The organism is Uliginosibacterium sp. sgz301328, from assembly GCF_041807905.1.
Taxonomy (GTDB): Bacteria; Pseudomonadota; Gammaproteobacteria; order Burkholderiales; family Rhodocyclaceae; genus JBGVSA01.
Window position 1 is genome coordinate 23,345 of record NZ_JBGVSA010000026.1, and the last position, 25,311, is coordinate 48,655.

23 protein-coding genes are annotated in these 25,311 nt (G+C 65.2%); 17 read left to right on the forward strand and 6 right to left on the reverse strand.

The genetic code is table 11. The annotated features are described in order from the left end of the window. Positions 1-5: 5 nt before the first annotated feature. The 6 genes from fdrA to ACDA63_RS16795 are packed head-to-tail and all read right to left on the reverse strand — an operon-like array spanning position 6 to position 5,940. The gene (fdrA, locus tag ACDA63_RS16770) at positions 6-1,565 is read right to left on the reverse strand and encodes an acyl-CoA synthetase FdrA (protein ID WP_373664427.1); all 1,560 of its coding nucleotides are present in this window, start codon (positions 1,563-1,565) and stop codon (positions 6-8) included. Next, positions 1,562-2,491 (reverse strand): DUF2877 domain-containing protein, encoded by a 930-nt coding sequence (locus tag ACDA63_RS16775; protein ID WP_373664428.1) that lies wholly within the window; start codon positions 2,489-2,491, stop codon positions 1,562-1,564. Before ACDA63_RS16775 ends, fdrA begins: the two co-directional genes overlap by 4 nt. A gap of 11 nt (positions 2,492-2,502) precedes the next feature. After that, positions 2,503-3,168 carry a cysteine hydrolase family protein gene (locus ACDA63_RS16780; RefSeq protein ID WP_373664429.1) on the reverse strand — a complete coding sequence of 222 codons (666 nt, stop codon included), beginning with the start codon at positions 3,166-3,168 and terminating at the stop codon, positions 2,503-2,505. Positions 3,169-3,223: 55 nt separating this feature from the next. Then, positions 3,224-3,604: a gamma-glutamylcyclotransferase gene (locus tag ACDA63_RS16785; protein WP_373664430.1), complete on the reverse strand. Its 381-nt coding sequence runs from the start codon at positions 3,602-3,604 to the stop codon at positions 3,224-3,226. Between the two features lie 12 nt (positions 3,605-3,616). After that, a complete protein-coding gene (locus tag ACDA63_RS16790; RefSeq protein WP_373664431.1) occupies positions 3,617-5,215 on the reverse strand; it encodes a hypothetical protein in 1,599 nt (532 codons plus the stop codon). Then, positions 5,212-5,940, reverse strand: coding sequence for a GntR family transcriptional regulator (locus ACDA63_RS16795; RefSeq protein WP_373664432.1), 729 nt, complete (start codon positions 5,938-5,940; stop codon positions 5,212-5,214). The genes ACDA63_RS16790 and ACDA63_RS16795 overlap by 4 nt, the downstream gene beginning before the upstream one ends. 208 nt (positions 5,941-6,148) lie before the next feature. Between ACDA63_RS16795 and lnt the strand changes: the two genes are divergently transcribed. The 17 genes from lnt to lipA all read left to right on the forward strand — a co-directional run bounded on the left by lnt (position 6,149) and on the right by lipA (position 25,121). After that, positions 6,149-7,597, forward strand: a complete 1,449-nt coding sequence (gene lnt, locus ACDA63_RS16800; RefSeq protein WP_373664433.1) for an apolipoprotein N-acyltransferase — start codon at positions 6,149-6,151, stop codon at positions 7,595-7,597. A 149-nt stretch (positions 7,598-7,746) separates the two neighbouring features. After that, positions 7,747-9,525, forward strand: a complete 1,779-nt coding sequence (locus ACDA63_RS16805) for a DUF1800 family protein (RefSeq protein ID WP_373664434.1) — start codon at positions 7,747-7,749, stop codon at positions 9,523-9,525. A gap of 10 nt (positions 9,526-9,535) precedes the next feature. Beyond that, complete coding sequence (locus ACDA63_RS16810) at positions 9,536-10,966, forward strand: DUF1501 domain-containing protein (protein ID WP_373664435.1); 1,431 nt, start codon at positions 9,536-9,538, stop codon at positions 10,964-10,966. Positions 10,967-11,061: 95 nt separating this feature from the next. Continuing rightward, positions 11,062-11,253: a hypothetical protein gene (locus tag ACDA63_RS16815; RefSeq protein ID WP_373664436.1), complete on the forward strand. Its 192-nt coding sequence runs from the start codon at positions 11,062-11,064 to the stop codon at positions 11,251-11,253. A gap of 98 nt (positions 11,254-11,351) precedes the next feature. Next, positions 11,352-13,070, forward strand: a complete 1,719-nt coding sequence (locus ACDA63_RS16820; protein WP_373664437.1) for a transglycosylase domain-containing protein — start codon at positions 11,352-11,354, stop codon at positions 13,068-13,070. 141 nt (positions 13,071-13,211) lie between these two features. Continuing rightward, the gene (locus tag ACDA63_RS16825; protein ID WP_373664438.1) at positions 13,212-13,832 is read left to right on the forward strand and encodes a glutathione S-transferase family protein; all 621 of its coding nucleotides are present in this window, start codon (positions 13,212-13,214) and stop codon (positions 13,830-13,832) included. 85 nt (positions 13,833-13,917) lie between these two features. Beyond that, on the forward strand, positions 13,918-14,718 hold the full coding sequence (locus tag ACDA63_RS16830; RefSeq protein ID WP_373664439.1) for an alpha/beta hydrolase: 801 nt from the start codon (positions 13,918-13,920) through the stop codon (positions 14,716-14,718). A gap of 68 nt (positions 14,719-14,786) precedes the next feature. After that, on the forward strand, positions 14,787-15,695 hold the full coding sequence (locus tag ACDA63_RS16835; RefSeq protein WP_373664440.1) for an aldose 1-epimerase: 909 nt from the start codon (positions 14,787-14,789) through the stop codon (positions 15,693-15,695). A 9-nt stretch (positions 15,696-15,704) separates the two neighbouring features. Further along, positions 15,705-16,187 (forward strand): outer membrane protein assembly factor BamE, encoded by a 483-nt coding sequence (gene bamE, locus ACDA63_RS16840; RefSeq protein ID WP_373664441.1) that lies wholly within the window; start codon positions 15,705-15,707, stop codon positions 16,185-16,187. Positions 16,188-16,224: 37 nt separating this feature from the next. Next, positions 16,225-16,707 (forward strand): outer membrane protein assembly factor BamE, encoded by a 483-nt coding sequence (bamE, locus tag ACDA63_RS16845; protein WP_373664442.1) that lies wholly within the window; start codon positions 16,225-16,227, stop codon positions 16,705-16,707. Positions 16,708-16,789: 82 nt separating this feature from the next. Further along, positions 16,790-17,299, forward strand: coding sequence for an outer membrane protein assembly factor BamE (gene bamE, locus ACDA63_RS16850; protein ID WP_373664443.1), 510 nt, complete (start codon positions 16,790-16,792; stop codon positions 17,297-17,299). A 223-nt stretch (positions 17,300-17,522) separates the two neighbouring features. Then, complete coding sequence (gene metH, locus ACDA63_RS16855; RefSeq protein ID WP_373664444.1) at positions 17,523-21,206, forward strand: methionine synthase; 3,684 nt, start codon at positions 17,523-17,525, stop codon at positions 21,204-21,206. A 13-nt stretch (positions 21,207-21,219) separates the two neighbouring features. Beyond that, the gene (locus ACDA63_RS16860) at positions 21,220-21,972 is read left to right on the forward strand and encodes a sulfite exporter TauE/SafE family protein (protein ID WP_373664445.1); all 753 of its coding nucleotides are present in this window, start codon (positions 21,220-21,222) and stop codon (positions 21,970-21,972) included. 1 nt (position 21,973) lies between these two features. Next, positions 21,974-23,107 carry a D-alanyl-D-alanine carboxypeptidase family protein gene (locus ACDA63_RS16865; protein ID WP_373664446.1) on the forward strand — a complete coding sequence of 378 codons (1,134 nt, stop codon included), beginning with the start codon at positions 21,974-21,976 and terminating at the stop codon, positions 23,105-23,107. A 92-nt stretch (positions 23,108-23,199) separates the two neighbouring features. After that, positions 23,200-23,469, forward strand: coding sequence for a YbeD family protein (locus ACDA63_RS16870; protein WP_373664447.1), 270 nt, complete (start codon positions 23,200-23,202; stop codon positions 23,467-23,469). Between the two features lie 70 nt (positions 23,470-23,539). Then, the gene (gene lipB / locus ACDA63_RS16875; protein ID WP_373664455.1) at positions 23,540-24,160 is read left to right on the forward strand and encodes a lipoyl(octanoyl) transferase LipB; all 621 of its coding nucleotides are present in this window, start codon (positions 23,540-23,542) and stop codon (positions 24,158-24,160) included. A 13-nt stretch (positions 24,161-24,173) separates the two neighbouring features. Further along, positions 24,174-25,121 carry a lipoyl synthase gene (lipA, locus tag ACDA63_RS16880; protein ID WP_373664448.1) on the forward strand — a complete coding sequence of 316 codons (948 nt, stop codon included), beginning with the start codon at positions 24,174-24,176 and terminating at the stop codon, positions 25,119-25,121. The last annotated feature ends 190 nt before the right edge of the window (positions 25,122-25,311 follow it).

Sequence of the window (25,311 nt, forward strand, 5' to 3'; positions counted from 1 at the left end):
CCGGGTCAGTTGTTCTTGGCGTGCGCGAATACAGCGCTGCAGAGTGCAGCCGCCTGCGCGTTGCTGTCGGCCAGTTGTACGCCGAGCGAGGTGAGCGTCGCGCGCTGCGCGTCGAACTGCTGCGGGTCGCCCTTGGTGCCGCAGATGTGTCCGACGAAGATGACTTCCCGCCCACCATCGGCGGCGACTTTCTGTGCCGCGCGGATGGCGGGCGCGACCTGCCCGGCGGGATCTTCGTGCGCGCCATAGCCGAGCACGAAGTCGAGCAGGATGATGCCCACGCTGGCGTCGCCGGCTTCTTCGACGATGCGCTCGTTGCGCAGGCTCGGATCGATCATCGGATGGGGGCGTCCCCGCGTGAAATCGTCGTCGCCCAGATCGAGGATGGTGTTGCCGCGGCTATGCCACAGGTCGCCCGCGCGCTCCACCTTGCCGGTCGGTGTGTTCGACTGCAGTCCGGGCAGGACGTCCTGCAACAGCAACAGCGCTTCGAAACAGAAGGTGCCGCCACAATACAATCCGCGCAGCGTCGTCTGTCCGGGCTTGAGGCGGGACGCCAGTTCGCGCGCTTTACCGTCCAGTTGGTTCGCATCGGAATGCGCCTGCAGCGGCTTGCCCTGCGAGGTTTCGACCGCGAGCCGCGCGGCGTCTTCCAACGTGCTCGCGGGTATCAACCCTGCTGCGCGGATGCTCTCCGGCTCCGCGCCAAGGAAGCATGCGATCACCGGCTTGCCGGTCTGGCGCGCGGCGTCCACCACTTTGGCGGCGACGCCGGGCGCGGGCGGCTTCGACACCAGCACGATCACTTTGGTCGCCGCGTCCGACGACAATTGCTTGAGTGCGGTCAGCATGGTGATGCCGCCCACCGCTTCGGAAAGGTCATGCCCCCCGGTGCCAATGGCATGCGTGATGCCGCTGCCGTATTGATCGATGAGGCAGGTGACCTGTTGCAGACCGGTGCCGGAAGCGCCGATCACGCCGATGTCCCCGCGCGCGACGACGTTGGCGAATGCCAGCGGCATGCCATCGATGATGGCGGTACCGCAGTCCGGCCCCATCACCATCAGGTCCCGCGATTGTGCGTAGCGCTTGAGGCGCACTTCGTCGTCGACGCTGACGTTGTCCGAGAACAGCATGGCATTCATGCCGAGCCGCAACGCCTTCATTGCTTCTGCCGCCGCGTAGTCGCCGGGCGTCGAGATGAGCACCAGATTGGCCTTGCCCCCACCTGCTTCGAATGCCATCTGCACGCTGCGCAGTGGCTCGCGCTCGGTGTCCTGCTCGGCATTGGTGGCTTTTTCGTTGAGCAGCGCGTTGGCCTGTTCGACTGCGCCTTCGAGCGCGTCGGATTCGCCGCGCACCACCAGCAGGATGTCGTTGGGGCGAGCTTCGGGCAAGGCGTCGAGCAGACCGGCGCCGAGCATCAGTTCCAGGTTGGCGCGCGTCGCCATCTGGGCCGAGGCCTCCGTCACGCCGGACAGCCGCGCGAGCTTGGCCGACAGTTGCATCAGCGCGACCGAGTCGCGGTACTGGTTGGGAAAGAACCGCGTGAGCGTCGAGGTCATGGGGAAGGGCTCCTTTCGAACGCCGGCGTGTGGGGCCGGCGGAAGCGAGACTGAAGGGACGGACTGCTTTCACTATCGGCTTCGGAGAAAGCCACGCCGGTCAGCAAGCCGATCAGTGTGTCCAGCCCCGAATGCTCGCCGATGGTCGCCTGTGCGGCGAGTGCGATTTCGAGCGCGGCGGACTCCCTGGGCAGTGACAGTGCGTGGCACACATCGGCCGTCCGCGACGTGGTCCAGCCCATCGACGCTTGCTCCAGTACATCGCGACTGGCGCGCGTCGTGTCATGCCAGTGGCGTTGCAGGCTTTGTGCGAGCAGGGCATGGGGGCCTTGCGTCATCCGCAGGCCGATGAGCAATCCGGCGAACATGTCGTCGGCACTCGGCGTCAGTCCGGGACCGAGGCCGAGCGCGGCGCGCACACATGCATCGAGCCGCACGCTGTCTTTGGCGCGCAAAGCGTCGATCGCGTCAAAAAAGGCGTCCAGCGCTGCGCGCCAGAGCGCACGTACGGGCGCTGGAGAACGAGCTTGTTCGACCGCCAGGCGTGCGGCCAGCCACGCGCGCGCACCGTGAATGACGTTGCTTCTCGTGGCGGCATCGAGCAGGGCAAGGCGCTCATCCGTCGGCGGCGCCTGCCAGATGGCGACACCTTCCAGCGAGAGCGCAAAGCGTGAGTGGCGCAGCATCGATCCGCTCAAGGACATGTCGTCGCCGACCGCCAGGGCGTTGCGGAGTGCGGGCCATCCAGTCTCGGCGATGTTGAGGATGCGCATGCCGTACTGCGCCTCCCCGGACAACAGCGTCATGAGCCGACCGTCTTCCAGCGTGACGTGCACGGCGTGCGCAAAACATGTCTGCACGTGCCCTCGCAGTACGCTGCGGCCGTCGGGCGGTTGCAGATCAGCGCCGAGGCGGACGGCTCTCATGACGCGGAGATTCAGGCGAGTGCCGCGACAATGGCCGACGAAGGCGCGACCCATCCGAAGATGCCGCCCTGCGCCTTGATCTGTTCCAGCCCGATGCGCTGGAACTCGGGGAAGTACGAACCCGTCGCGTCCGATACCACCACGCACTCGAAACCCCGGTCATTGGCTTCGCGCACGGTGGTGTGCACGCACACCTCGGTGGTCACGCCGCAGACGATCAGGGTCTTGATGCCGCGATTGCGCAGCTTGAGTTCAAGGTCGGTGGCGTAGAACGCGCCCTTGCCCGGCTTGTCGATGATGGGTTCGCCCGCGATCGGATACAACTCGGGGATGATGTCGTGGCCGGGTTCGCCCCGCACCAGGATGCGCCCCATCGGGCCTTGTGCGCCGATGCCGGTCTTGAGGCCGCCACGCGCGACCTTGGTCGGCGGGCAGTCGGACAGGTCCGTGCTGTGCCCCTCGCGCGTGTGCAGCACGAAGATGCCGGCACGGCGGGCGGCATCCAGTACGGCCTTGCAGGGACCGATGGCGCTGCGCAGGAGCGACACGTCGTTGCCCAGCATGGCGCCGAACCCGCCGGGTTCGAGAAAGTCGCGCTGCATGTCGATGATGATGAGTGCCGTGTGTTCGGGTTCGAACGGCAGATCGTAGGGCTCGGCCTTGAATACCTGGGTCATGGTCCTCTCCTCGTGAATGACGTGTGGCGCCGGCAGGGGCACGCCAGGGCGGCGTTCAGCGTCCCTTCGACGCCATGTAGGCGCGCCAGTCGCCAAAGCTGGAGATGTCGGTATGCGCAGCGGTGATCTGTTCCTGCGGGAACAGGATGCCATCCACCACGCGGCCGTCTTCCAGCTCAACGGGGCCGCAATACAGATGCGGCGGCTCGCCTGCTTCGACGCGCGCCCACACCTCGTCCGGCATGCGATACATCTCGCCGGTCACCGCGACGCCACCTTCCGCGACGCGGTACATGCCTGGGTGTACGTCGTTGATCGAGTACAGGCGATACACGGGCCGCGTGCGGAATTCGCCCAGGAACTCGGCGCCGTCCAGATTCTTGTGCAGCGCGAGGCCGCGCATCAGCGTGCCATTAACGAACAGGGTCTTGCTCATGAAACGTACTCCTCAGACGTAGTCGGTCTCTTCGTCGTCGTTCGACGGCGCCCAACTGATGCCTTCGCCAGAGCGGGTCTGCTGCCACGCCATGAAGATGAACAGCAGCGTGGCCAGCCCGTAGCCGAACGACACGCCGGGCGATGCGTTGATGGCCAGTTGCGAGCCATGAATGAAACCGAAGAACGAGAGAACGGTGGCAGCACCCGCGTACACCGCGGCCCAGTTGAAGCGGCGGTCGATGACGAACACGGCGATTGCGCCGATCACCAGGCCGGCGAGCACGGCGCCGCCGCCCGTCAATTCCATGCCGTGGTACAGCACGCCTGCATTGGCCATGTCGGCAAGCGCCTTGACCGGCACGTCGGCGACGTTGATGCCGCCCGCGCCCAGCGCGCCGTCGACCTGTGTCTTGGCCCACTCGGCAATGTTCGGCACCAGCGCCAGCACGATAGCTGGCGCATGCCGCTTGGGCGAAGCCTGGAAGGCCTGCGCGCCGATCACCAGCCCGATGAACAGCAGGATCGGGACGATCGACACGAGCGGAATCAGCGACAGCAGCAGTGCCGTGAGGCCAAGGAAGCAGATGATCGCCACGCCGATACCCGTTGCCAGCGAATAGCCGATGCGCCCGCCCATGGCTTTCCAGCCCGGGTGTCCGATATAGACGGCGGGCGGGAAGGGCGAACCGAGGAAGGCGCCCACGATGGCACCCAGGCCGTCGGCCAACAGGATCGCGCGCAGGTTGTAGTTGTCGCCGCCGGCGCTGGCCGATTCGACGTTGTTGATGCCCTCGGTGAAGTTATAGATGCCCAGCGGAATGGCCGTGACCAGCAGCGGCCATATTTTTTCGAACGGGATCGACAGAACGTCGCCGCTGACCACCGGCAGGTACAGGGAGAAGTGCTGCATGGCTTCGCCGACGGCCGTCGGCTGCATCAGATCGCTCCAGCCGAGCGCCGTGGCGATCCACGCCATCGCCGAGCCCACGAGCACCACCGCCAGCCCGCCTGGCACGCCGAAGGGCAGGCGTACCTGGCCGACCCACGACAGCAGGATGATCATGAAGCAGACCAGTCCGATCCATGCTGCATCGAACATCTGGTATGCCGGGCGCATGGAGATGAATGCGATGGAGATGCCGGCCAGCGTCCCCAGCATGGCCGCGCGTGGCGTGTACTTGCGGATGGTGGGGCCGACGAAGGCGCCGAGCAGCACGATGACGCCGACGATGAAGGCCCACACGAGACCGAGCTTCCACGCCAGGATCGGGTCCTTGGTGGCAAGGTAGGTCGGCAGCATCACCACGAAGACCACGATGAACATGTGCGGCACGCTCGGGCCGTACGGCATCGCGGTTACGGTGTCTCGTCCTTCCTTTCTGGCAAGTTGCCAGGCGAGGTAGGCGTAGAAGAGGTTGCCAAGGGGCAGCGCGATGCCCAGTGCTGGCAGGATGCGGCCGTACACCGTGTCGCCGGGCATCTGGACGACATAAAGCGCGAGCCCGGACAGCACCAGCACATTGAGCAGTACGTTCGTGAACAATCCGAAGAAGGCATTCAGGTCACCTGTTACCCACAACTTTGGCCTGACCGTCGGGGTGGCACTCATGGTGAAACTCCTTTCGAGACGGGATGCGTCGAGCTGAGATAGGAGCGACCCACCAGACGGACGAGGGCGTCTTCGACGTTGCCCAGGCCACTGTTGATGTTCCGCTCGATGAGTTCACATGCCAGGGCAACGTCGCGCGCAACGATCGCCTCCAGGATGCCGCCGTGCTCCGCGCACGTGCTGGCGATGCGGTCGTTGCCGTCGAAGTCCAGTTCGCGGAAGGCGAACAGACGTTCATTGATATGTTCGAGGTGTCGGATGATCAGGGCGTTCCCGTGCGCCTGCGCGAGCCCGAGGTGAAAGCCCTCGTCGAGTTCGGCCAGTCGCGTCACCGGCTCGCTGGCCAATGCCTGCGGGTCTTGCCACGGCGCCCGCAGGCGGGCGAGCGTTTGCTCGTCGAGCCCGCGAGAGGCCAGCGCGCGCACGACCTGGCTTTCGAGGGCCAGCCGGAATCCGTAGAGATCTTCGACGTCGACCATCTTGAGTTGCTGCACGCGGAAGCCACGGCGCGGCAAGCGTTCAACGAGCCCTTCGGCCGCCAGATGGGTCAGCGCCTGCCGGACGGGGCTGCGACTGAGACCGAACTCCTGCGCGAGCGCTTCTTCGACCAGAGGGAATTGCGGCGGGTACTGCCACGCCACGATTCGCCGCCGCAAGGTGCGCACGATGTGTCGAACCGAATCCTGATCGCCCGAATCCCGCATGGTCGTTCCCGCCTTCGTCATGAATGCAAAAGGCCGAATACTGCCTGGTTACTGAATACGATTCAGCGTACAACGTTGTATACAATTTTGTGTATATGTTATCCATGCGTGTTGACGTATACCGCTCTGGGACCGATCCCGGCCGTGCAAAACGTCGCGTTGCGTGGCAGTCATGTCTTTGCCGCCGTCCCGTGGCATCCTGCGAGGTTTGCCGAACAGCCTCTTTCGCATGACTTCACTGCTGTTACTTCTGGCGGGCGCGTTGAGTGTTTTCGCCTACGCTCCCTTCGGTGTGTTCCCCCTGGCATTTGTCTGCTGGGGCGTTCTGTTCCATTTCCTGCGTGACGCCAAGCCGGGGCGCGCCGCATGGCGCGGCTTCGTGTGGGGGTTCGGCGCGTTCTTCGCGGGCCTGTGCTGGCTCTATGTGGCGCTGCATCGCTACGGGGGCATGCCGGCGCCATTGGCGGTCCTCGGGGTGGCGCTGTTTTGCGCATACCTGGCCTTGTTCCCGGCACTGTCGGCCTGGTTGTATGCACGATGCCGCCTTCGGCATTGGGCGTGGAATGCAATTGTCGCCGCGGCGGCCTGGGCGCTCGGCGAATGGCTGCGCGGCCGGGTCCTGACCGGTTTTCCGTGGCTGGCGATCGGCTACACGCAGACCCCGCCCAGTCCGCTGGCAGGCTGGGCGCCGGTGATCGGCAGCTACGGCGTCGGCTTTGTTCTTGTACTGGTGGCAGCGTTGCTGGTGTCCGCCCTCAAGCGCGAGCAGCGGCGCGGCGCACTGGGCTTGGCACTGGTGATCGTGCTTTCGGGTGCGGCCCTGCGGCAGGTGGCGTGGACCGATCCTGTCGGCGAGCCGACCCGCGTATCGCTGGTGCAGACCAACATCGCGCAGGAGCAGAAGTGGCGCCGCGAGTTGATCCTGAAGTGGCTGCAACTCAATTTGGACATGGTGCGCCAGCACCCCGCGCGCATCGTCGTGCTGCCGGAAACCAGCCTGCCGCTGTTCGATACGCACCTGCCCGAAGGCTACCTCGATGCGCTCCAGCAAGCCGCCGGCGGCGACGTGGTGGTGGGCATCTTCACGCGCGATGAGGAAGGACGTGTTTTCAACAGTGCCATCACGCGCGGACCGGGCGGCGAGCAGTTCTACGGCAAGCATCACCTGGTGCCCTTCGGAGAGTTCTCGCCGCCCTTCTTCGGCTGGTTCTACAGGCTGGCGAACATTCCCATGTCGGACCAGACGCGCGGGCCGGCGGGGCAAAAGCCCCTGTCGCTGGCGGGACAGAAGATCGCCGTCAACATCTGCTACGAAGATGTGTTTGGCGAGGAACTGCTGCACGCATTGCCCGAAGCCACGCTCATGCTGAATATGTCGAACCTCGCGTGGTACGGCAATTCGCATGCACAGCCGCAACACCTGCAGATTGCGCGCATGCGCGCGCTGGAAACCGGTCGCCCGATGATGCGCGCGACCAATACGGGCATGACCGCCGTGATCGAACCGGATGGTCATGTGCGCGAGGTGCTCGCGCCCTTCACGGCCGGCGCGCTGATCACGGATGTCCGCGGCTACCAGGGCATGACGCCCTATGCGCACTGGGCGAACTGGCCTGTCGTGGCGCTGAGCGCCATCATTCTTCTCGGCGCCCTCGCAAGCCGGCGCCGCGCAGGCTAAAGCCACTTGTCGGGCTATTGCGTAGGAAGTTACTGATAGTCGATTTCCGTTTATCTCTGACAAAAATCCACTGATCCGCTTCTGACAGCGCGTTTTTGACGTCTCTCTAGAATCCGGCCGACCCAAACCGAGAGAAAAGAGAGGCGCCCATGAGGCACTCCATCAAGCACGCACTGGCGGTCTCGCTGGTGCTTGCGCTGCTCTCCGCCTGCGGTGGCGGCGGAGGCGGCGGCACCAGCGGCGGATCGTCCAGCCAGTCCAGCCAAGCGAATCAATCCAGTCAGCCGGGACAGTCCGGTTCATCGTCGAGTTCGGGCTCGCAGGGCGAAGACTCGCCTGTGGCGATACCGACATCCAGCCTCGATGCGGCGCGCCTTCTGTCGCAGGCCACTTTCGGGGCCGACGAAGCGAGCATCGATGACATCGCCGCCAACGGCCCCGCATCGTGGATCACGCGGCAGTTCGCGATTGCGCCGAGTTCGCACCGCGCCTATGTCGACAACATCAAGAGCCAGCTCGCTTCTGGCGCGACCCTCCAACAGAAGGACTTCCTGGAGAGCTTCTGGACGCAGGCGGCAGCCGGACAGGATCAATTGCGCCAACGCGTGGCGCTGGCGCTGTCCGAGATCTTCGTCGTCTCGTTCCAGAGTTCGGTCAGCGTGCGCTCGATCGCGTCGTATTACGACGTGCTCGGCCGCAACGCCTTCGGCAACTTCCGCACGCTGCTTCAGGACGTCACGCTGCATCCGGCGATGGGGCAGTACCTCACGTACCTGCGCAACCAGAAAGAAAACGGCGCCGGCCGCGTGCCCGACGAAAACTACGCGCGCGAAGTGATGCAGTTGTTCACCATCGGCCTCTACCAGCTCAACCCGGACGGCTCGCCCGTGCTCAGGGACGGCAAGCCGATCGAGACCTACACCAACAGCGACGTCTCCGGGCTGGCCAAGGTATTCACCGGCTGGAGCTGGGGCGGGCCCGACAATTCGGACAATCGCTGGGTAGGCAACAGCCTGGCGCAGGACCCGGATCGAGACGTCATTCCGATGCAGGCGTACCCCAAGTACCACTCGGTATCGGAGAAGCGCTTCCTGTCCGCGACCATTCCGCAGATGTCCGGCACGCCGAGCGTCGCCGATGTGAACAGCGACCTGAACGTCGCGCTCGATGCGCTTTTCAACCATCCCAATGCCGGTCCGTTCTTCGCACGCCAGCTCATTCAGCGGCTTGTCACGAGCAATCCGAGTCCGGCTTACATCTCGCGCGTGGCGACGGCTTTTGCCAATAACGGGCAGGGTGTGCGCGGCGACATGAAGGCGGTTATCCGGGCGGTACTGCTCGATCCGGAAGCGCGCGACGCGACGACCGCACAGGGTCCGGGCTACGGCAAACTGCGCGAACCGATCGTCCGGCTCGGCAATTGGCTGCGCGCTTTCCACGCGACGCCACCGAGCGGCCGCTACCAGGTGGGCAGCACCGACAGCACGCTGGGCCAGACGCCGATGAATTCGTCGTCGGTGTTCAACTTCTTCCGGCCCGGCTACGTGCCGTCCAACACGCAGGTGGCCAGCCTCGGGCTGGTGGCGCCGGAGATGCAGATTTCCAACGAGAGCACGGTCGCCATCTACATCAATTCGATGCAGACCTATGTGCAGGGCTACGTCGGGCCGAGTCTCGACCGGGCCGCGCCCGATTACAGCAAGGAGCTGGCGCTGGCCGATCAACCCGGCGCCCTGGTCGATCGCCTGAACCTGCTGCTGACGGCCGGCAACATGAAGACCAGCACCCGCTCGCGCATCATCGCGGCCATTTCGGACATCAACCTGCGCACCAACACGGCGACCAACAACGCCACGGATCGCCGTAACCGCGTGCTGCTGGCCGTGCTGCTGACCATGGCCAGCACCGACTACATCGTGCAGAAGTAAGGAGAGCCCCATGCACAGAATCGGAAATGCCTCGCGGCGTGAATTCCTCAAGCGCGCGGCGGCACTGTCCTCGCTGGGCGCGGGCGCGCCGTTCGCGCTGAACCTCGCCGGCATCGGCGCGGCGGCGGCGCAGAGCGCGCCGGACTATCGCGCGCTGGTGTGCCTGTTCCTATACGGCGGCAATGACCACAACAATATGGTCATGCCCTACGACCAGGCCAGTTACGACAAGTACGCCGCCGCCCGCGGCGGGAGCGGCGAGGTCGCCGACGGCTCGAAAGGGCTGGCGCGCGCCCGGGCCAATCTGCTGGAGATCGTGCCCACCACATCGCAAGGCGGGCGTCAGTTCGCGCTGGCGCCGGAGATGGCGTCCCTGCAAAGCCTCTTCCAGCAGAACCGTGCGGCCGTACTGGCGAACGTCGGCCCGTTGCTGCAGCCGCTCACGCTGGCGCAGTACAAAGCCAGCGGCGCACCGCTGCCACCCAAGCTGTTTTCGCACAACGACCAGCAGGCGACGTGGCAGGCTTTCGCGCCGGAAGGCGTGCGCGTCGGTTGGGGCGGCCGGCTGGGCGACATGTTCAAGTCGCAGAACACGCAGTCGGTCTTCACCGCCATCTCGGCCAGCGGCAGCTCGACCTTCCTGGCCGGGCAGACGATCTTCCAGTACCAGGTCGGGTCGGGCACGGCCACCACCAATGGCGGCGCGACGGCGGTCAGCGCGCTGTCCGGCACGAGCCTGTTCGGCAGCCCCAGCGGCGACGACGCGCTGCGGGCGATCATCACCGAAGGCAGCAATTCGGCGCTGGAACAGGACTACGCCGACGTCGTCAGCCGCAGCCTTGGCGCGGCCAGCACGGTCAGCGGCGCGCTGGGGCAGTCGACCATCGCGCCCACGCTGCCGGCTTCGCTTGCCAGCAGCCGCCTTGCCATGCAGTTGCGCACCGTGGCGCAGCTCATTGGCGTGCGCGACGTACTGGGCGCGCGGCGACAGGTGTTCTTCGTCAGCCTGGGTGGATTCGACACGCACGATTTTCAGCTCACCCAACAACCCGCGCTGCTGCGCGAAATGTCGGACGCCATCGCGTATTTCCAGAGCCTGACGTCGACGCTCGGCGTCGACCGCAACGTCACGCTGTTCACGGCGTCCGACTTCGGTCGCACGCTGACCAGCAATGGCGACGGCTCGGACCATGGCTGGGGCGCGCACCACTTCGTCGTGGGCGGCGCCGTCAATGGCGGCAACATGTATGGGACTTTCCCGGACGTCGCATTGGGCAGCAACGACGACGTGGGCTCGGGGCGCCTGCTGCCGACCACGTCGGTCGACCAGTACGGCGCCACGCTGGCGCGGTGGTTCGGGGTACCCGACAGCAGCATGTCCGACGTGATCCCCAACATCGGCAATTTCGCGACGCGTAACCTAGGCTTCATGGCGGGCTGACGCGCGGCGAACCGATCCGGCAAAGGGCTGTCGACCGGGAACGGGCCGTGCAGGTACGGTTCCGTTTCCTTCAATCACGGTCCAGGAGGATTGCCATGGGTGAGCTCGTCAATGATCAACCGCCGTCGAAAAAGCCGAATCTGGATGAGATCTACAACCAACTCCTGCGCGGCTTCGGCCACGAGCTGGTGAACGATTCCAACGCCGAGGAACTCGCCGCCAGGGCGCGTGCGGATGGTCATCAATTGCTGGCCACCGAATTGCAGGAGTGGAAGCGCGTCTGCTGAAAATTCACAGAAAGGGCGGCGGCGTGGTTGCGCGCCTCCAATGACAAGCCGGGGTGTAAGGGGCACAATTCGGCGCTCCTGCCTTGTTCCACCCCTTGATGAAGTCCGTCCGAGTCCTGTGCGTTGCGTTTGTGATCGCCGTTGCGAACGCGCCGGCGTTTGCCCAACTGCCATCGTTCGAACAGGTTCGCAATGGCTTTGTCGGTTCCGACGCCACGCTGCTGGACCGCAAGGGCACGCCGCTGTCCGACGTCCGACTGGACTTCACCGTGCGCCGGCTACCGTGGACGCCGCTCACTGCACTGTCGCCGGCCATGCGCGAAGCGCTGCTGGCGGCCGAAGACAAACGTTTTTTTGAACACCCGGGCGTCGATTGGCGCGCGTTCATCGGCGCTGCCTGGCAGAACCTGTGGAGTCATACCCAGCGCGGCGGCTCGACGCTCACCATGCAGGTGGCGGGGCTGCTCGAGCCCGAGCTGCGCCTGCCGTCACGCGGCCGCCGCAGCTACACGCAGAAGTGGGACCAGAGCCTGGCCGCCATCGAACTGGAGCGCCACTGGACCAAGGCCCAGATTCTCGAGGCATATCTCAATCTCGCGCCATTGCGCGGCGATCTGCAAGGGCTCGCCGCCGGCAGCGCCTTTCTGTTCGGGATGGATACGCACCAGCTCACGCGCCCCGAGGCGGTGATCCTGGCCGCGCTGCTGCGTGGTCCCAACGCCAAGCCCGAAATCGTCGCGCGCCGCGCGTGTGCGCTGGCACGCAATCTCGGCAGCCCGCAGATGTGCTCGGACATCGCGCGCCTTGCCCAGCAGCGGCTCGATGCACCGCGCGGCCAGCCGCGGTACGCACTGGCGCCGCATCTGGCGCGCCAGTTGCTCAAGCAGCCGGGCCAGACGCTGACGTCGACGCTGGATGCCGACATGCAACGGCACGTGCTCGACATCGTCCGCGATTCGAACGCCCCGGACGCCGCCGTGCTGGTGCTCGACAACGTCAGCAACGAAGCGCTCGTATGGGTCGGCGCGCCGAATGGCTCATTGCCCGACGGGGTATCGACGCGGCGCACGTTGCCGCAGTGGTGGTGGCCGCACGCGGCCACGCTGGCGCTGGATACGCGCCGCGCCACGGCGGCGACGGTATTCGGCAATCCGCCGCCAGGAACGCCGCCCGACTCGCAGATACCCTTCGACACGGCCTCGCTGCGCACTGCGCTCGCACAACACCGCCCTGGCCCCATGGGCGCGCTGCTGCATCAATTGCCGCCATCGGCGCTGGCCGAACGCTTGCACCTCGTCGGACTGGAACCGCCACTGGCGGCCGATGCGCCTGACGCCAACGGTGACGTCACGTTGTCGCAAGCGGCCACCGCATGGCGCGCGCTGGCGACCGGCAACAGCGGCCCGGTGCATGTCCAGCAGGCTGGCGCGGAGGGCCTGCGCGTGCTGTCCACGGCGGCGAGCTTCATCGTGCTCGATATGCTGTCGTCAAACGATGGCGGCTGGCGCGCACAGTGGGTGTCCCAATCCCCCGACTCAAGACAGGCCATGGTCGTCGGATCGAGCGATCGCTACACTGTCGCCGTGGCGGTCGGCTCAGGCAACGAACATGCCGATCGCATCGCAGAACAAGTGTGGCGGCAGAGCATGATCGCCGTGCAGCCGCAACCGTCGCGCCCCCCGCAGCCGCCAGAAGGGGTGAGCTCCGACATCGTGCTGTTCGATCCACCCATCGAGGCGCCTCGACGGGAGTGGTTCATCCGCGGAAGCGAAGGGGCGTCGAGTTCCAGTTCGAGCGAGCGCTATCGCAAGTTCTAGGTGGTTTAAACCCCGCCAGACGAATCGCGGACGCAACAGGCATGCGCCGACGACGCGCCACCATGCGCGCGGCGCGTGCCACAGCGTCGCAAGCTGCGGTACGCTTGCCGGGCTTTTCCCAATCGCACCCGGAGTCACATCTTGATCACCCTCTACACGTGGGGCACCCCCAACGGCCAAAAAATATCCATCATGCTCGAAGAACTCGGCGTCAAGTACGAGGTCAAGCCGATCAATATCGGCAAAGGCGAGCAGATGACGCCCGAGTACCTGGCGCTGAACCCGAACCACAAGATTCCCGTGCTGGTCGATTCCGATGGTCCTGACGGCAAGCCGATCACGCTCATCGAGTCCGGCGCAATCCTGGTCTACCTGGCCAGCAAGTACGGCAAGCTGCTGCCCGAAGACGTCGCCGGCAAGTACGAAGCGCTGCAATGGCTGATGTTCCAGATGGGTTCGGTCGGCCCGATGCTGGGTCAGGCGCACCACTTCCTGCGCGCCCAGACCCCGGTGCCGTATGGCGTGTCGCGCTACTGGGGCGAAACGCAGCGCATCTACGGCGTGCTCAACACGCGCCTGAAGGGCCGCAAGTTCCTCGCCGGCAAGGAGTACTCCATTGCCGACATCGCAACCTGGCCGTGGATCCATCGCTACGCCATGCACCAGACCGATCTGGAGCAGTACCCCGAGGTCAAGCGCTGGTACGACGCCATCGCCAAGCGCGCGGCCGTCAAGCGTGGCTTGAACGTTCCGAGGAAGTAAGCTGTCCCAGAATCCGTTCATGATCCGTTGCAGCGGACCATGAACGGTTCTCACGCGCCGCCAGCGGCGGCGGGAAAGCCCCCTGATGTCCGGCACCCCCAGCCATCTCGAAATCCTCTCCTGCCTGCCGCAGGGCGCAGCGCGCGCCACGCCCTTGCTGTTCGTGCACGGCGCCTATGCCGGCGCATGGTGCTGGGACGACCACTTTCTGTCGTATTTCGCATCGCACGGCTGGTCGGCGCACGCAGTATCGTTGTCCGGACACGGCGGCAGCGCGGGGCGCGAGCATCTCGACGCGCTATCCATCGACGACTACGTCAACGATGTCCGCGAAGCCATCGCCAGCCTTCCCGCGCGGCCGGTCCTGGTCGGCCATTCGATGGGCGGCCTGGTGGTGCAGAAACTGCTCGAACACGAAGACGTGCCCGGCGTGGTGCTCATGTGTTCGGTGCCGCCCGGCGGCCTTGCGATGGCGGCGGCCGGATTGCTGTTCCAGCGCCCGGCCATGTTGCTGGACCTGAATCGTGTGCTCGGCGGCGGACAACCTCATCTGGATACGCTGCGCGAGGCCCTGTTCCACCAGCCGGTCACGCCCGAGGTGCTGCAGTCGTGCTTCCTGCGGATGCAGCCGGAGTCGATGCGCGCGGTGTGGGACATGACGCTGTTCGCATTGCCCAGCCCGGCACGCATGTATCGCCCTCCGATGTTGATTCTCGGCGCCGAGCACGACACGCTGATCCCGGCGAGGCAGGTGGTCGATACGGGCGAGACCTACGGAGTGCAGGCCGAAATTTTCGCGGACATGGGCCATGGGCTGATGCTCGAACGCGACTGGCGACAGGTTGCCGACCGCATCCGTGAGTGGCTCGACGAACAAGGTTATTGAGCAAAACGTATCGCGCCGGGCGGTATGCCTGGACGACAATCTCCGCTCCCGTTGCGGCAGAGACAACCATGAATGAACCTACCATCCTGACCATCGGCAATGATGAGCAGCGCCTGGGCGTGCTGCCCGCGCTGGGCGGCAGCGCCGCATTCTGGGAAGTGCGGCGCGACGACGCGTGGCAACCGTTGTGGCGACCCTATCAACCGAGCTACGACGGCCGGCGCATCGTTTCCAACTTCCCGCTGGTGCCATGGTCGAATCGCGTCACCGCCGGCGGCATCACCGTCGACGGCGTCTTCCATCCAATGGCCAACAACCGCGACGATGTGCCGTACCCCATCCATGGCAATGGCTGGATGCAGGTCTGGCAGGTCGAAGAGCACACCGACACGCGCATCCATATGCTGCTCGAGTCGCACCGCTACCACGACTATCCGTACGACTACCAGGCCACCCAGACCTACGCCGTCGAAGGCGAGGTGATGAGCATGCGCCTGTCGGTCACGCACCTGGGCGACAGCCCGATGCCGTACGGGCTGGCGTGGCACCCGTTCTACCTGCGTGGCGCGGACATCGACGGCCCGCGCGTGCAGTTCGCCGCCGATGGCTACTGGAAGGAGACCGGCAGCCTGCCCACCGACCACGTGCGCGGCGTGCCGCCGGACTGGGACTTCAACGCGCTGCGCACGCTCGGGCGCGGCCGCATCGACAACAATTTTTCTGGCTGGGACGGGCGCATGCGCATGGAGCGCGACGACATCGACCTCGCGCTCGAATGGGACACGGTCGAGCCGGCCGGGCTGGATCTGTCGATCTTCTTCCGCCCCGAAAACCAGCCGTTCTTCTGCTTCGAGCCGATCACGCACATCACCGACGCCTTCCACCGCCCGGGCATGCCCGGCTTGCGCATGCTCTCGCAGGGGCAGAGCATGGCGCTGGAAGTGCGCCAGCGTGTCTCGCGCCTGAGCCGCTCGTAGAGGTTTGCCATGCGCCTGCGTCGTGCCTGTCTCGTCCTGGGAGCCTGCCTGATGCTGTTTGCCTGCGATTGGGTTGCCGAGAACAAACTCAAACCAAACGAATCCACGGTGGAAGACGTGCATCGCTACATGGGCCAGCCGACCAAGCAGTGGCCGGCCGATGACGGCGGCGTCATCCTCGAGTATTCGCGCATGCCAAACGGCACGCACAACTACATGCTGCACATCTCGCCAGACGGAGTCCTACTGTCCATGGAACAAGTGCTGACCGAAGAGAACTTCAATCGCATCCATACCGGCATGAGCGAAGACGAAGTGCGCCGCATCCTCGGTGCGCCGATCTCGCGCGTGCCCTTCCGTCTCAAGCAGCAGGTCGTCTGGGACTGGCCCTACGTGGGCATGGGTACGCAGGAAATGCGATTCAACGTACATTTCGGCCCTGACGGCCGCGTCGTGGAAGTCTCCCGCACCATGGTGCAGACGGCCGGCTGAGCGGTCTGCCAGAATAACCAAGAAAGAAGATCACACAATGAGAACCAAGGCCCTCCTCGCCGCCCTCGCCCTGTCCCTTTCCGCCTGCGCCACGATGGTCGATGGCGGCTTTGCCAAACTCAAGCCCGGCATTGCCACCGTGGCCGACGTCGAGACGCAGGTCGGCAAGCCCAACCACACCTGGAAGAACGCCGACGGCGGCCAGCAATGGGAGTACTCCGACCAGCCGTCGCGCCAGGTGACGTACATGGTCATCATTGCCCCGGACAACAAGGTGCTCGCGGTCGACCAGGTGCTCACCCGCGAACAGGTCTACAAGGTCAAGCAAGGCATGACCGAAGACGACGTGCGCCGCCTTCTGGGCGCGCCGGGTTCCAAGACGCCGAACCTGAAGAACGAGATCACCTGGGACTGGAACGCGCCGGACTGGATGGACGGCTTCCGCCAGCACTTCCTCGTGTACTTCAACCGTGCCGGCCGCGTGACGCGTACCGACATCCTGACCTACGAAGAAAACTGAACCCGCGCGGCTCACTGGAATATCGCGCGTCCGATCGCTGTTTAGTCGCTACAGGCATTGCCACCTCCGAATGGAGCCGATCATGCGAATCACCACGAGCATCGTGTGTTGTCTGGCGGCCGTGCTGTTCGGCTGTGCGAGCAGCCTGGGGCCGCTCAAGGTCCAGCCGGGGCAGAGCGAGGCGGACGTCGTCCGTCTCGCCGGCCAGCCACGGGCGGTCTACAAGAACCCGGACGGCTCGCGCCAACTGGAGTACAACAACCAGCCCTTCGGCACCACGGTTTACATGATCACCGTCGGCGCAAACGACCAGGTATCCAACGTCGCGCAGGTGCTGACCGATCCGTACATGGACAAGATCAAGCCGGGCATGACGCATGAAGACGTCCTGCGCACGCTCGGCGAACCGATGTCCTCGCAGACGTATTACTTCTCCAAGGAAGAAGCCTGGGAGTGGAACGTCGAGAGCATCGGCCACGGCGGCCAGCTCAAGCGGTTCAACGTCATCTTCAGGGACGGCAAGGTCGTACGTACCGAGACGCGCTTCCTCGATCCGTACGAATGCGGGATCATGGGCTGCATACCCAACTGACAAGACCCTCTGCCCGGCATGGACTTTCTTGACGAATCAGTGACTTGCGCGCAGAATTCGCAGCTTGCGCCGATTTGAGCCTCAGCTTGCGGGGCGCAGCCCAAAAATTCCGCTAAAGCGACGCGAGTTTTGCGCAACACGACAGCCAAACCCGTTGAGCCCGAGGCCGACGGGTTTTTTGTTGCCCGCCGCCATCGCACCACGCCACAGAGCAAGCCATAACATGCAGCCAGACCGCAGCCCCGAACTCCGCCAGCTTCTCGCCCAGCGCATCCTGATCCTCGACGGTGCCATGGGCACCATGATCCAGCGCTACAAGCTGGGCGAAGCCGACTATCGCGGCGAGCGCTTCCGCGCGCACGGCAAGGACGTCAAGGGCAACAACGATCTGCTGCTGCTGACGCGCCCCGAACTGATCGCCGGTATTCATCGCGAATACCTCGAAGCCGGCGCAGAACTCATCGAAACCAACACCTTCAACGCCACGCGCGTGTCGCAGGCCGAGTACGGGCTGGAATCGATCGCCTACGAGCTGAACGTGGCCGGCGCGCGCCTGGTGCGCGAACTGTGCGATGAGTACACGGCCAGGAACCCGTCCAGGCCGCGCTTCTGCGCCGGCGTCATCGGGCCGACCTCGCGCACGTTGTCGATTTCGCCGGACGTGAATGATCCGGGCTTTCGCAACATCAGCTTCGACGCGCTGGCCGACGACTACTACGACTCGGCACGCGGGCTGGTGGACGGCGGCGCCGACATCCTGCTGATCGAAACGGTCTTCGACACGCTCAACGCCAAGGCGGCCATCTTCGCCGTCGAGCGCCTGTTCGACGATCTCGGCCGCCGCCTGCCGGTGATGATCTCCGGCACCATCACCGACGCATCGGGCCGCACGCTGTCCGGGCAGACGGCGGAAGCCTTCTGGAATTCGCTGCGTCACGCGCGACCGCTGTCGATCGGCCTGAACTGCGCACTCGGCGCGCGTGAGCTGCGCGCCTACGTCGAAGAACTCTCTCGCGTGGCCGACTGCCACGTGTCCGCGCATCCCAACGCCGGCCTGCCGAACGCTTTCGGTGGCTACGACGAAACGCCCGAAGAACTCGCACACGAAGTCGGCGAATGGGCGCGCCACGGCATCGTCAACATCATCGGCGGCTGCTGCGGCACCACGCCCGATCACATCCGCGCGCTCGCACAGGTGGCCCGCGGCGTGGCGCCGCGCGCGCTGCCGCAGATCGAGCCGCGCCTGCGCCTGTCCGGACTGGAAGCCTTTGACGTCGGGGCCGACAGCCTGTTCGTGAACGTCGGCGAGCGCACCAACGTCACCGGCTCGCGCGCCTTCGCCAGGATGATCCTCGAAGGCCGCTTCGACGACGCCCTGGCGGTGGCCCGCCAGCAGGTCGAAAACGGCGCGCAGGTCATCGACATCAACATGGACGAAGCGATGCTCGACGCGGTCGCGTCGATGGAGCGTTTCCTCAAGCTCATCGCGTCCGAGCCGGACATCTCGCGCGTGCCGGTGATGATCGACTCGTCCAAGTGGGAAGTGATCGAAGCCGGCCTCAAGTGCATCCAGGGCAAGGGCATTGTTAACTCGATCTCGATGAAGGAAGGCGAAGACGTCTTTCTGCATCACGCACGCCTGTGCCAGCGCTACGGCGCGGCGGTGATCGTCATGGCCTTCGACGAGAAGGGCCAGGCCGACACCTACCAGCGCAAGACCGAAATCTGCAAGCGCGCTTACGACTTGCTGGTAGGCATCGGCTTCGCGCCTGAAGACATCATCTTCGACGCCAACATCTTCGCCATCGCCACCGGCATCGAGGAGCACAACAACTACGCCGTCGACTTCATCGAAGCGGTGCGCTGGATCTCCAAGAACCTGCCGTACGCCAAGACCAGCGGCGGGGTGTCGAACGTGAGCTTCTCGTTCCGTGGCAACGACGCCATGCGCGAGGCGATCCACACAGTGTTCCTGTATCACGCCATCCACGCGGGGCTGACGATGGGCATCGTCAATGCCGGCATGCTGGGCGTGTACGACGACCTCGACGCCAACCTGCGCGAGAAGGTCGAAGACGTCGTCCTCAATCGCCACGAAGGCGCGGGCGAAGCGCTCGTCGAACTGGCGCAGACCGTGAAGGGGCAGGCCAAGGAAGCGGCACAGGATCTCGCCTGGCGCGCGTGGTCGGTCGAAGCGCGGCTGTCGCATGCGCTGGTCAAGGGCATCACCGAATTCGTCGTCGCCGACACCGAAGAAGTGCGCGCCAAGCTCGCTGCCGAAGGCAAGCCGCCGCTGGCGGTGATCGAAGGCCCGCTGATGGATGGCATGAACGTCGTCGGCGATCTGTTCGGCGCGGGCAAGATGTTCCTGCCGCAGGTGGTCAAGTCCGCTCGCGTGATGAAGCAGGCCGTGGCGCATCTGATTCCCTTCATCGAAGAAGAAAAGGCCCGCACGGGTGCCGCTTCGAAGGGCAAGATCGTCGTCGCCACGGTCAAGGGCGACGTACATGACATCGGCAAGAACATCGTAGGCGTGGTGCTCGGCTGCAATGGCTACGACGTGGTCGACCTGGGCGTGATGGTGCCGTGCGACAAGATACTCAATGCCGCGCGCGAGCATGGCGCGCAGGCCATCGGCCTGTCGGGCCTGATCACGCCTTCGCTCGAAGAGATGGCGTTCATTGCGGGCGAGATGGAGCGCCTCGGTTTTGACGTGCCGCTGCTCATCGGTGGCGCGACGACTTCGCGCGCGCACACCGCCATCAAGATCGCGCCCAACTACAGCAACCCGGTGGTGTACGTGCCGGACGCCTCGCGCGCCGTCGGCGTGGTGACGTCCCTGCTGTCCACCGAAAAGCGCGACGAGTTTGCCTCCGAAGTGGCGCAAGACTACGCGCGCATCCGCGACCAGCACGCGCAAAAGAAAGGCGTCACGCTGGTGACGCTTGGCGATGCGCGAGCCAATCGCTTCGCGTGGAACGAAGATGCCTCGTACGTGCCGCCAGTGCCGCGCGAACTTGGTGTCAGGGCCCTGCGCAACGTCGAACTCGCCGACCTCGTTCCGTACATCGACTGGGGCCCGTTCTTCCAGACCTGGGACCTGGCGGGGAGCTTCCCGAAGATTCTCGATGACGAAATCGTCGGCGAAACCGCGCGCAACGTTTTCGCCGATGCGCAAAAGATGCTGGAGCGCGTGGTGGCCGAAAAATGGATCACCGCCAACGCCGTGTTCGGCCTGTTCCCGGCCAACGCCGAGGGCGACGACATCGTGCTGTACTCCGACGAGTCGCGCAGCGAACGCTTGGGCGCGTGGCATGGCCTGCGCCAGCAGCACGAGCGCCCGGCGGGCAAGCCCAACTACTGCCTGACCGACTTCGTGGCCGATCGCAGCGCCAACGTGCGCGATTACGTGGGCGCCTTCGCCGTGACCGCCGGCATCGGCATCGAGCGCAAGCTGGCGGAGTTCGAAGCCACGCACGACGATTACTCATCCATCATGCTCAAGGCACTGGCCGACCGCTTTGCCGAGGCCTGCGCCGAGTGGCTGCACGAACGCGTGCGCAAGGATTACTGGGGCTACGCCGCCGACGAATCGCTCGACAACCAAGCGCTGATCGGCGAGCAGTATCGCGGCATCCGCCCCGCGCCCGGCTATCCGGCCTGCCCGGACCACGTGGCCAAGGGCGAGATCTTCCGCCTGCTCGACGCCCCTGCCGCCACCGGCATGGAACTGACCGAGGCCTACGCGATGAAGCCGGCGGCGGCCGTGTCGGGCTTCTACCTTGCACACCCGCAGGCGCACTACTTTGCGGTCAGCAAGATCGGCCGCGACCAACTCGCCGACTGGGCCGCGCGCAACGACATGAGCGAGACGGACGCGGCACGCTGGCTGGCGCCGATTCTCTGAGGGGCGCTGGCGCGTGGACTTTCTGACGCCAGCGGGTTGGGCCGTCACCGTCATCGCGGTGCTGCTCACCGGCGTGTCCAAGTCCGCCTTTGGCGGTGCGCTCGGTGGCATCGGCGTGCCGTTGATGGCGATCTGGTTGCCGCCCGGCATGGCGGTGGCCGTGATGCTGCCGATCCTGTGCCTGATGGACTGCTTCGGCGTGCGGGCGTACTGGAAGAAGTGGTCCGTCACCGAACTCAAGATCATCATCCCCGGCGGGCTGGTCGGTATCGTACTCGGTGCACTGGCCATCGGCCTCTTGCCCGACCGCATGGTCAAGGGCGTTATCGGCGCCATCGCCGTGCTGTTCATGCTCGATCGCCTGCTTGGCTTGCGCGCGCGTCTCAAATGGGACCACACGCCGGGGCCGGTCGCGGGCGGCATCTGGTCGGCGGTGTCGGGCATCACCAGCACGCTGGCGCACGCGGGCGGGCCGCCCATCCTCGTCTATCTGCTGGGCCGTGGCCTGCCCAAGCAGAACTTTGTAGCGACCAGCGCGGTCTTCTTTACCGTCGTGAACGCGGCCAAGATCGCGCCCTACATCGCTTTGGGTCTGTTCTCGCGCGACACGCTCAAGCTGGCCGCCGTACTGGCGCCGCTGGCGCCCATCGGGGTGTGGCTCGGTTTGCATGTATTGCGGCGCGTGCCCGAACGGCCCTTTTACCTCACCGCCACTGCCCTGCTTGGACTCTCCGGCGCCAAGCTGCTGTGGGACGCACTGGTTTGATATGAAACGTTTTCTGATCGCCTGCGCGCTGGCCCTGTGCACAGGCGTTGTCTATGCCGATCCGCCCAGACCGCCGACGGTGCCCGCGAAGTCATGGGTGCTGTTCGATCTGGCCGGCAACCAGCAACTCGCCTCGCAGGGCGCCGACACCCGCATCGATCCGGGCGCGATGGCGCAGTTGATGACCGTCTATGTCGCGCTGACCGAAGTGCGTGCCGGCGACCTGTCGCTGGACAAGGAGATCACACCCAGCAAAGCCGCGCTACAGGCCGCCAAGGGCGGCGGCGCGTCGCTGTATCTGGCCGAAAACCAGCCGGTGAAAGTCACGACCCTGCTCGATGGCGTGGCGGTATTGGGAGCAAACGACGCCGCCGTTGCGCTGGCCGAGGCGACCTCGGGCAACGAAGCGGGCTTCGTCGAACTGATGAACGCCGAAGCCAGGCGCCTGGGCATGACCGGCACGGTATTCAAGAACGCCAGCGGTATCAGCGTGACCGGGCAGTATTCGACGGTCCGCGACATCGCCATCCTTTCCACGGCGCTGGTCCGGGTCTTTCCGCAGGATTACGCGCGCTTCGCGCAGAAGACGTTCAGCTACCGAAACATCGTGCAGCAGAACCGCAACCGGCTGCTGTGGCTCGACCCGAGCGCGGACGGTCTGGCCGATGCGGACGTGCGCGTGGGCGGCAACCAGTTGGCGGCATCCGCCGTGCGCGGCCCGCGCCGGCTGGTGGTGGTCGTATCCGGCGCCCAGAGCCGCAGCCAGGCTTCGCAGTCGGCCCAGCAATTGCTCAACTTCGGCTTCCAGAGGTACGACGCCATCAAGCTGTACGCGGCCAATACGCCGGTCCGCACGCTGACCGTGTGGAAGGGCGCCAGCCGCGAAGTGCGGGCGGGTTTCCTGCGCGATCTCGTGGTGGCCGTTCCGCGGGACGAGGCCGATTCGCTCAAGTTGCAGTTCGTCGGCCGCGAGCCGATGATCGCGCCCTTGGCGGTAGGCGACCGGGTTGGCAGCTTGCGCGTGACGCTCGAGGGGCGCACGCTGGCCGAGTATCCGGTCGTCGCGCTCGACGCCGTGCCGCCCGCCGGGTGGCTGGGCCGGGCGTGGGACCAGCTACGCATCTGGTTGAAATAAAGGGGCGGCGCCCCATATATATGTCTTTGGCGCCATCGCCGCCTGCCGCCCACGAGGCCCAAGGCGAATGCGGTGTTTTTGGGAGAACGACGATGAACACCACCACCGAAACCCTGCTGGAATTTCCGTGCGAGTTCCCGCTCAAGATCATGGGCGCGCGCCACGACGAGTTCGCGCAGACCGTGCTCGAGGTGGTGCTGCGCCATGCGCCGGATTTCGACGGCAACACCATGGAAATGCGCCCCTCGGCCAAAGGCAACTACCTGTCGCTGACCTGCACGGTGCGGGCAACCTCCAAACCGCAACTCGACAATCTGTACCGCGAGCTGTCGTCGCACCCGATGGTCAAGGTCGTGCTCTGACGTGGGTACGGACGACCTGAAAACAGCGGCTCCGGCCGGCACATTGCTGCCCGGCCTGGGCGCGCCGGGTATCGTAGTGGAGTCGCTCGGTCTGGTGCCCTACGAGCCCACATGGCAGGCCATGCGCGAGCTGACGGCCACCCGCGGGCCCGAGACCCCGGACAGGTTATGGTTGTTGGAGCACCCGCCAGTCTATACACTCGGGCTCGCTGGCAAGATCGAGCACCTGCTCGAAGCCAGCGAAGTCCCGGTGGTCAAGATCGACCGCGGCGGCCAGATCACCTATCACGGGCCTGGTCAGGCGGTGATCTACCTCCTGATCGACCTTGCCCGCCGCCGCCTCAAGGTGCGCGAACTGGTCACTCTCATGGAACAGGCCATCATCGATGTGCTGGCCGACTGGAACATCGCGGCCGAGCGCCGCGCCGGCGCGCCCGGCGTCTACACCGACGACGCCAAGATTGCCGCCCTGGGACTGAAAATTTCGCGTGGATGCAGCTACCACGGCCTGTCGCTCAACGTCGACATGGATCTGGCCCCGTTTTTCCGCATCAATCCGTGCGGATACGAGGGCCTGCGCACCACGCAGCTCGCCGACATGGGTGTGGAGACCACCGTCATCGAGGCCCATCGCCGTCTGGCACGGCGGATTTGCGAACTGCTGGAGCGCGACTACCCGGTTGCGCAGTGAGTGAGAATTTTTCATGGTTGATACCGTCAAGAAGCAACGTGGCGAGCTGAAAACGGCGCGCATCCCCATCAAGATCGTGCCGGCCGAAAAGCTGCGCAAGCCTGAATGGATCCGCATCCGTCTCGGGTCCGGCGAAGAAGTCAGCCGCTTCAACGAGATCAAGGACACCCTGCGCGACCACAAGCTGCACACGGTGTGCGAAGAGGCCTCCTGCCCCAACATCCACGAATGCTTCGGCAAGGGCACGGCCACCTTCATGATCATGGGCGACATCTGCACGCGTCGTTGCCCGTTCTGCGACGTCGGCCATGGTCGCCCCGATCCGCTCGATGCGGATGAACCCAAGAATCTCGCCAAAACCATCGCCGCCATGCGCCTGCGCTACGTGGTGATCACGTCCGTCGATCGCGACGATCTGCGCGACGGCGGCGCCCAGCATTTCGTCGATTGCATCACAGAGGTACGCGCGCAGTCGCCCAAGACCTCCATCGAAGTGCTGGTGCCGGACTTCCGTGGCCGCATGGACGTGGCCCTGCGCATCTTCAACGAAGCGCCGCCCGACGTCATGAACCACAACCTCGAAACCGTGCCGCGCCTCTACAAGCAGGCTCGCCCCGGCTCGGACTACAAGCATTCGCTGATGCTGCTGAAGAACTTCAAGGCATCGCACCCGGACGTGAACACCAAGTCGGGCCTGATGGTCGGCCTGGGCGAGACCGACGAGGAAATCCTCGAAGTCATGCGCGACCTGCGCGCGCACGACGTCGACATGCTCACCATCGGCCAGTACCTGCAGCCCTCGGGCGGCCATCTGCCGGTGCTGCGTTATGTGCATCCGGACACGTTCAAGATGTACGAGGAAGAGGCCTACAAGATGGGCTTCAAAAACGCCGCCTGCGGCCCCATGGTGCGTTCTTCCTACTGGGCCGACCAGCAAGCTCACGGCGCCGGCGTCGTCTGATCCACCCCCGGCCCCGGCTGATGCAGCCCCGCCCACGCAACGCGTCGGCGGGGCTTTTCTTTTCGTGTGCCGCATTTGTTCCCGATTCATGGGTGCAATTTGATAACCCCGCGTGTCAACGTGACCCGTACACGCCGCGTTGAGAGCGGGAACAGTCCGCAGAGACTGAACCCTTTTCCGGCACGGCGAC